At 70.3% G+C, this 6,520-nt stretch carries 8 protein-coding genes; 3 read left to right on the plus strand and 5 right to left on the minus strand.

Features of this window, described 5'->3' with window-relative positions:
• Positions 1 to 263: 263 nt before the first annotated feature.
• Positions 264 to 569 carry a hypothetical protein gene (locus tag VGF64_13725; GenBank protein HEY1635816.1) on the plus strand — a complete coding sequence of 102 codons (306 nt, stop codon included), beginning with the start codon at positions 264 to 266 and terminating at the stop codon, positions 567 to 569.
• Between the two features lie 23 nt (positions 570 to 592).
• On the opposite strand, the gene VGF64_13730 is transcribed toward VGF64_13725, so the two are convergent.
• The gene (locus VGF64_13730; protein ID HEY1635817.1) at positions 593 to 1,333 is read right to left on the minus strand and encodes a class I SAM-dependent methyltransferase; all 741 of its coding nucleotides are present in this window, start codon (positions 1,331 to 1,333) and stop codon (positions 593 to 595) included.
• 92 nt (positions 1,334 to 1,425) lie between these two features.
• Here VGF64_13730 and VGF64_13735 point away from each other — a divergent pair, with 92 nt between their 5' ends.
• Positions 1,426 to 2,556: a serine hydrolase domain-containing protein gene (locus VGF64_13735; GenBank protein ID HEY1635818.1), complete on the plus strand. Its 1,131-nt coding sequence runs from the start codon at positions 1,426 to 1,428 to the stop codon at positions 2,554 to 2,556.
• On the opposite strand, the gene VGF64_13740 is transcribed toward VGF64_13735, so the two are convergent.
• Positions 2,553 to 2,972, minus strand: coding sequence for a Zn-ribbon domain-containing OB-fold protein (locus VGF64_13740; protein HEY1635819.1), 420 nt, complete (start codon positions 2,970 to 2,972; stop codon positions 2,553 to 2,555). The two genes, VGF64_13735 and VGF64_13740, sit on opposite strands and share 4 nt — an antisense overlap.
• 24 nt (positions 2,973 to 2,996) lie before the next feature.
• Here VGF64_13740 and VGF64_13745 point away from each other — a divergent pair, with 24 nt between their 5' ends.
• Entirely contained in the window at positions 2,997 to 4,535 is a 1,539-nt protein-coding gene (locus VGF64_13745; GenBank protein ID HEY1635820.1) for an AMP-binding protein, read from the plus strand.
• On the opposite strand, the gene VGF64_13750 is transcribed toward VGF64_13745, so the two are convergent.
• From VGF64_13750 to VGF64_13760, 3 genes are all read right to left on the minus strand, one after another.
• The gene (locus VGF64_13750; protein HEY1635821.1) at positions 4,468 to 5,496 is read right to left on the minus strand and encodes an LLM class F420-dependent oxidoreductase; all 1,029 of its coding nucleotides are present in this window, start codon (positions 5,494 to 5,496) and stop codon (positions 4,468 to 4,470) included. The two genes, VGF64_13745 and VGF64_13750, sit on opposite strands and share 68 nt — an antisense overlap.
• Positions 5,497 to 5,518: 22 nt before the next feature.
• Entirely contained in the window at positions 5,519 to 6,358 is an 840-nt protein-coding gene (locus VGF64_13755) for a patatin-like phospholipase family protein (GenBank protein ID HEY1635822.1), read from the minus strand.
• A partial coding sequence (locus tag VGF64_13760; protein HEY1635823.1) for a YceI family protein occupies positions 6,358 to 6,520 on the minus strand: 163 nt, incomplete at its 5' end. The genes VGF64_13760 and VGF64_13755, both read right to left, overlap by 1 nt.

Here is a 6,520-nt window from a genome sequence, read left to right on the forward strand (position 1 = left end):
GTGGACTGCGGCACGCGCCACCACATCCAGTACGACCACGTCGACCCGGTGGCCAACGGTGGCCCCACCACCCAGGCCAACCTGAGCGGCAGGTGCTGGGACTGCCACGAGCTCAAGACCGAGCGGGACCGCCAGGCGGGACTGCTGGGCGGCGGCGGGCGGGAGCCGCCGTGAGTTGCGGGACCAGGTGGGTGGCAAAGACGACGAAGCGGCAGGCGGGCCGCGAATCAGCGCTGTCCGCTTCTCGAAGCGAGGAAGGGAAGATGAGAGAGACACTGGTAGTGGACTACGACCCGGCCGACGACGTGAGTGTCACCGCCCGATCACAGTTGCGGGAGCTGCTCGTGATGATGGCGCGCTGGCGCGACCGTGGTGTGCTTCCCTCACGGGAGCAGGTGGCGGCGTTCAACGCCACCTTCAACGAGATGTGCGGTCCGGCACAAGAGGATCCGAGGACGCTCGCTGTCGTGCTTGTCGAGCTCCTCCTGGCAGTCCATCGGGCGATGGGTCTGTTCGCACAGATTGGAGAGTGCTCGGCCGAAGGGATCTTGCGGGAGATCATCTGTTGACCGCGACCGGAGCGCGACGAGAGTCACGTGGGTCGGTGGCCGATGACGGCGACCAGACCTGGGGACAGCTCCTCGGTGCCGAACGACGGAGCGATCCGCGCCTCGACGCCGTGGTCGGCCAGGAGCGCGGGGACGCGAGACGTGTCGATCAGGACGTTGTGGTGGCGCTCGTCGTCACGGTGCCAGGAGCCGTCCTCGGCGCGGACGAAGATCGTCATCTCACGGACGTAGTGGTTGGGCGAGGGCAGCGAGAAGCGGGTCGCGAGCACCCAGTCGTCGTCGACGCGGACCTGCGGGGGCTCGCCGCGCCGGGCTTCGCCCCAGCTGAGGTCGCAGAGGTCAAGGGCGAGGACGCCGCCGGGGCGAAGGGCCTGGGCGGCCTCGATCAGCGCCCGGTCGAGTGCGGCCTCGGTCGGCAGATAGTTGAGGGCGTGCCCGGTCGACACGATGGCGTCCGTGGGAGGTACCGGGTCGTCGGGCAGGGCCAGCTGACGCAAGTCCTGCGCGCCGGCCGCGTGGTCGCGGGCCAGCGCCAGCATGGCGGGCGAGGCGTCCGTCGCCATCACGCGGTGACCAGCGTCGAGAAGGTGGCGGGTGAGCAGCCCGCTCCCGCATCCGAGCTCGACCACGAGGCCGCCCCGATCGCGTACGGGCTGGAGCAGGGACAGGATCCCGGGGGCGCAGGCGTCGGCGTGGAAGCCGAAGCCGAGGTGGTGGACGAGGGCGAGATGGGCGCGGTAGTAGGGGGCGACGGCCGGTTCCACGGTGCGGATCCTACGGCTGCCGCCTGGCACGGGAAGAAGTGGTCCCCGTCTGGGGATGAGAGACTCCGCCGGCGACAGGGAGGATCGACGACATGGCTGAGGTACACGGGACGTGCGAGGCGGGGTTCGAGGCGGTTCGCCAGGGGTTGGTTGACAGCCTCGATGCGGGCAGGGATGTCGGCGCATCGGTCGTCGTGCGAGTCGACGGCCAACCAGTGGTGGACATCTGGGGAGGCCATGCCGACGAGACCCGCACGATCCCATGGGAGCGGGACACCATCACCAACGTGTGGTCGACCACGAAGACCATGACGTTCCTCTGCGCACTGATGCTGGCCGATCGCGGCGAGCTCGACTTCTACGCGCCGGTGCGTACCTACTGGCCCGAGTTCGCGGCCGGGGGCAAGGAGGCCGTCGAGGTACGTCACATCATGAGCCACACGGCCGGGCTCGCCGGCTTCACCGAGCCCCTCCAGCCTGAGGATCTGGCCGATTGGGAGAAGTGCACGTCGCTGCTCGCGGCCCAGGCACCGTGGTGGGAGCCGGGCACGGCCGCCGGCTACCACGCCGTCACCCAGGGCTATCTCATCGGCGAGGTCGTGCGCCGCATCACCGGCGCGTCCATTGGGACCTGGCTCGCGTCGGAGGTGGCGGGGCCGCTCGGCGCCGACTTCCATATCGGGCTTCCCCCCGCCGAGGATGCCCGGGTGTCGCCGGTCATCCCGCCCGGGCAAATGGACGCCTCGGGGCAAGACCCGACCAGCATCCCGATCCGCGCGCTCACGAACCCGCCTGTCGAGGCCTCGATGGCGAACACCGATTGGTGGCGGCGGGCCGAGATCCCGGCGGCGAACGGCCACGGCAACGCGCGCTCAGTGGCGACGATCCAGGATGCGCTCGCGGGCGGGGGCGAGACAGGAGGCGTGCGGCTGCTGTCGGAGAAGGGCTGTGACGTCGTCTTCGAGGAGCAGTCCAACGGCACCGACCTTGTGCTCCAGGTGCCCATGCGCATGGGGATGGGGTACGGCTTGAGCGGCGAGCTCGTGCCCATGGGCCCGCGGACGTGCTTCTGGGGTGGGTACGGGGGATCGCTGATCGTGATGGACCAGGACATGCGACTCACCGTCTGCTACGTGATGAACCGCATGGAGGGTGGCTTGGTCGGCGACCTGCGGGGCCCGACGATCCTCATGGCGGCCGTGCAGTCGGCCCTCCAGGGCTAGGCCGGGACCCAGCGGGGAAGGGAGACGTCCTCGGACACCGGTGCGAACACGACGCGCACGGGGGCGCCGATCTCGACCTCGAGGAGCTCGTTGATAGGGCCGTCGGCCGAGGTCACCAGGTTGCCCACCAGTCGGAGGGTCGGGTCCTCGTCGAGGGCCACGACGACGACGTTGTAGGGCGCCAGCTCGGAGTAGTCGGGAAGGAGCGGCGGGTGGGGGACCACGAAGGACCAGACCGTCCCCCGCCCAGACATCGGTGTCCAGGTGACATCGGTGGACTGGCAGTGCGGGCACATGGGGCGGGGCGGGAAGCGGAGGCGGCCGCAGCTCGCGCACCGCTGCATCACAAGCTCGCCGCGACGAGCCGCCTCCCAGAAGGGCCCCGAGTCCTCGTCGATCACCGGCAGGAGTGTCACGCCCCGCATCGTACGATCCTGGACGTGATCGACGCGATGCGAGGGTCGTTCAGGTCCGCGGTGGATCTCATGCGGGCCACGGCCGAGGCCCATCCGGAGCGGGAGGCGTTCGTCGACGGCAGGCTCCGGCTCACGTTCGGTGCGTGGGACCGAGCGGCCGACGGGCTGGCGGCCACGCTGGCCGAGTCGGGGGTCGGACGGGGCGACGTGGTGTGCCTCATGCTGCCGTCCTCGTCCGACTATGCCGTGTGCTACCAGGCGGTTATGCGCCTGGGGGCCATCACCTCGGGCATCAACCCCCGCCTGGGCCCGTCCGAGGTGGCCAGCATCATTTCCCGGACCCGCCCCAAGCTCACGGTCCTACCCTCAGATCGCGAGCCGCCGTTCGGCGCCGGTCGGCTCCTCGCCCGGGACGAGCTCGACGAGGCCTGCCGCGCCGACCCGATCCGGCCCCGGCCCCCCATCGACGGCTCGGAGGCCGTGGCCATCGTTTGGACCAGCGGCACCACGGGTGAGCCGAAAGGTGCGGTCTTCGGCCACTCCAACCTGGAGGCGTGCGCGGTGGGCGCCGGTGACCTCAGCCACCGGGGGGACCGACGACTGTCGCCGTTGCCGTTCGCCCACGTCGGCTTCATGACCAAGGCGTGGGACGAGCTGGTCAACATCATCACGACCATCATCGTGCCGAGCCCCTGGAAGGCGGGGGAGGCGCTGCGACTCATCGAGGAGGAGGCCGTCACCGTCGCCCAGGGGGTCCCCACCCAGTGGTCCCTGATGCTGGCCCATCCGCGGTTCGACGCCACCGACGTGTCCAGCCTGCGGGTGGCGGGCACTGGCGCGTCGACCGTGCCGCCCGAGCTCGTCCGGGAGATGCGGCGGCGCCTCGGCTGCCCCGTGGTGGTGGCGTACACCAGCACCGAGGCCGCCATCACCACCCGGTCGCGCGTCGGGGACGCCGACGAGGTGGTCTCGGAGACGGTCGGCAGGGCCAGCGAGGGGGTGGAGGTCGATGTGGTCGACGCCGACGGTCGCCCGGTGGCGGAAGCCGACGTTGGCCGCGTCCGCTGCCGCTCGGCCGCCGTCATGCGCGGCTACTGGGGCGACCCCGCCCGTACCGCAGAGGTGCTGGACACCGACAACTGGCTCACCACCGGTGATCTGGGGCGCTTCGACGACGCCGGCAACCTCGTCCTCGTGGGGCGCAAGAGCGAGATGTACATCCGCGGCGGGTACAACGTCTACCCGGCCGAGGTGGAGAGCGTTCTCGGTGAGCACCCGGGGGTCGACAAGGTGGCGGTCGTCGGCCTGCCTGATCCCGTGCTCGGCCAGATCGGGGCCGCTTACGTGGTGGCGGCTCCCGGTGCCGCGCCCACGCGTGACGACCTCCGCGACTGGTGCCGGGGGCGCCTGGCCGACTACAAGGCGCCCGATCGCCTCGAACTGCTGACCGAGCTCCCCCTCACGTCGATGCTCAAGGTCGACAAGCAGGCGCTGCTCAGAGCAGCAGCTCCGCCATCGTCTGCATCGTCGGGACCGACGTCCCGCCCAGCAGGATGGTCGTGACCCGGGAGGAGGTCCAGGCCTCGAGGTCGTCCTTGATCTTGGCTCGGGGGCCGATCAGGGCCACCTCCTCGATGAGCTCGGTGGGCACTACCGCCGCCGCCTCCTCCTTGTGGCCGTCGAGGTAGAGCTGCTGGATCTTGTCAGCCGCTTGCTCGTAGCCCATGCGGACGAACACGTCGTAGTGGAAGTTCATCTCCCGGGCGCCCATCCCGCCGATGTAGAGGGCGAGGGTCGGGCGCATGAAGTCGGCCGCCTTCTCGACGTCGTCGTCCATGATGACGGGCACCATGGCGAGGATCTCGAACTCGCTTGGCTGGCGCCGCGCCTCGGGTCGGGCGAAACCCTCCGCCAGGGCGTCGCGGTAGACCTCCTCCCGCCGTGGCGAGTAGTAGATGGGAAACCAGCCGTCGGCGATCTCGGCGGCGAGGGCCACGTTCTTGGGGCCCTCGGCGCCGAGGATGATCGGGATGTCTGCCCGCAGAGGGTGGACGATGGACTTGAGCGGCTTGCCCAGGCCCGTTCCCCCCGGATAGGGGAGCGGGTAGTGAGCGCCTGACGCGGTCACCGGCCCCTGGCGGGCGAGCACCTGGCGGATAACGGAGACGTACTCCCGGGTGCGGGCGAGGGGCTTCGGGAAGGGCTGGCCGTACCACCCCTCCACCACCTGGGGGCCCGAGACACCGAGCCCGAGCACGAACCTGCCGCCACACAGATGATCGAGGGTGAGGGCGGCCATGGCGGTGGCAGTCGGCGTCCGGGCCGACATCTGGATGATGTCGGTGCCGAGCCGCACGCTGCTCGTCGTCGACCCCCACCAGGCCAGCGGCGTGAGGGCGTCCGATCCATAGGCCTCTGCGGTCCAGACCGAATCGAACCCCAGTCGCTCCGCCTCGGCGATAGCCGCGGTCGCGTCCGCAGGCGGACCCGCGCCCCAATACCCAACGTGCAGCCCGAGCTTCATGTCATGAAGCTAGTCGCGATGCTCAGGCCACCAGCAGGGAGGGCTGGCTGGCGAGCCAGCCCGCCGTCTGGAGGTAGCCCGAGTTGATGAGCTCGGTCGTCCGACTGAAGTCGAACACCGAGTGCCCTGCCCTCGGTGGGGCCGGGAGCACGTGCAGGGGGACCCGCGACGACACCGCGGCCTGCCGGATGGACTCGCTCTGGCGGAGGGCGAGGGCGATGGCGTGCTGCACCATGTCCATAGCCCCACGAGGCGACGCCTCGTCCTGGGCGGCCGTCGACAGCAGGTAGATCCTGGTCGCTCCCAACGCTTCGGCCTGCTCGAGCGGGGCGTCGGCGGTCACGCTCCCGTCGATGAGAAGCCGGCCGTCCACCTCCACGGGGGGGAACGCCCCAGGCATGGCGGCGCTCGCCATGAGGGCCTCGACGACGTCGCCCCGGGAGAGCACCAGTGGTGCGCCGGCGCTCACGTCGGTCCCCATCACGTGAAGTGCGATCGGAGCATCCTCGAGGCGGTCGAAGCCGAGCTTGGCCCGCAGGATGAGGGTCCGCAGACCCAACGGGTCGAAGAGGTGATTGCGCCAGCCCAGGGCGCCCGCCACCATGCGACGGGGGCTGATGGGGAAGATCTCGGTGCGCTTGATCGACTCCCACAGACCGGCCAGGTCCTCGATGCCTTCGAGGCTGGGGTGGCCAGCCAGGTAGGCGCCGTTGAGGGCGCCCACCGAGCTGCCGACCACCAGGTCCGGGCGAACGCCCGCCTCCAGGAGGGCGTACAGCATGCCGACCTGGACCGCCCCCAGGCTTCCCCCGCCCGTGAGGACGAACGCGGTCCGGTCGGGGCCCGAGCCGTTGCCGTCCATCAGGCTTCCGGCTTCTGGAGAACCGCCTCGATCTCGAGGGTGATCTGGATCTTGTCGCCCACCACGACGCCACCACCCTCGAGGGGCATGTTGATGGTGATGTCGAAGTCCTTGCGGTTGATCTCGGTCGCGGCCGAGAAGCCGGCCCGGGTGCCACCGAAG

This window comes from Acidimicrobiales bacterium (assembly GCA_036491125.1).
Classification (GTDB): domain Bacteria; phylum Actinomycetota; class Acidimicrobiia; order Acidimicrobiales; family AC-9; genus AC-9.

Excerpts from the sequence above, each read along its gene's own strand:
- VGF64_13725 (HEY1635816.1), top strand. The coding sequence starts at position 264 with ATGAGAGAGACACTGGTAGTGGACTACGACCCGGCCGACGACGTGAGT.
- VGF64_13735 (HEY1635818.1), top strand. The coding sequence starts at position 1,426 with ATGGCTGAGGTACACGGGACGTGCGAGGCGGGGTTCGAGGCGGTTCGC.
- VGF64_13750 (HEY1635821.1), bottom strand. The coding sequence starts at position 5,496 with ATGAAGCTCGGGCTGCACGTTGGGTATTGGGGCGCGGGTCCGCCTGCG.
- VGF64_13755 (HEY1635822.1), bottom strand. The coding sequence starts at position 6,358 with ATGGACGGCAACGGCTCGGGCCCCGACCGGACCGCGTTCGTCCTCACG.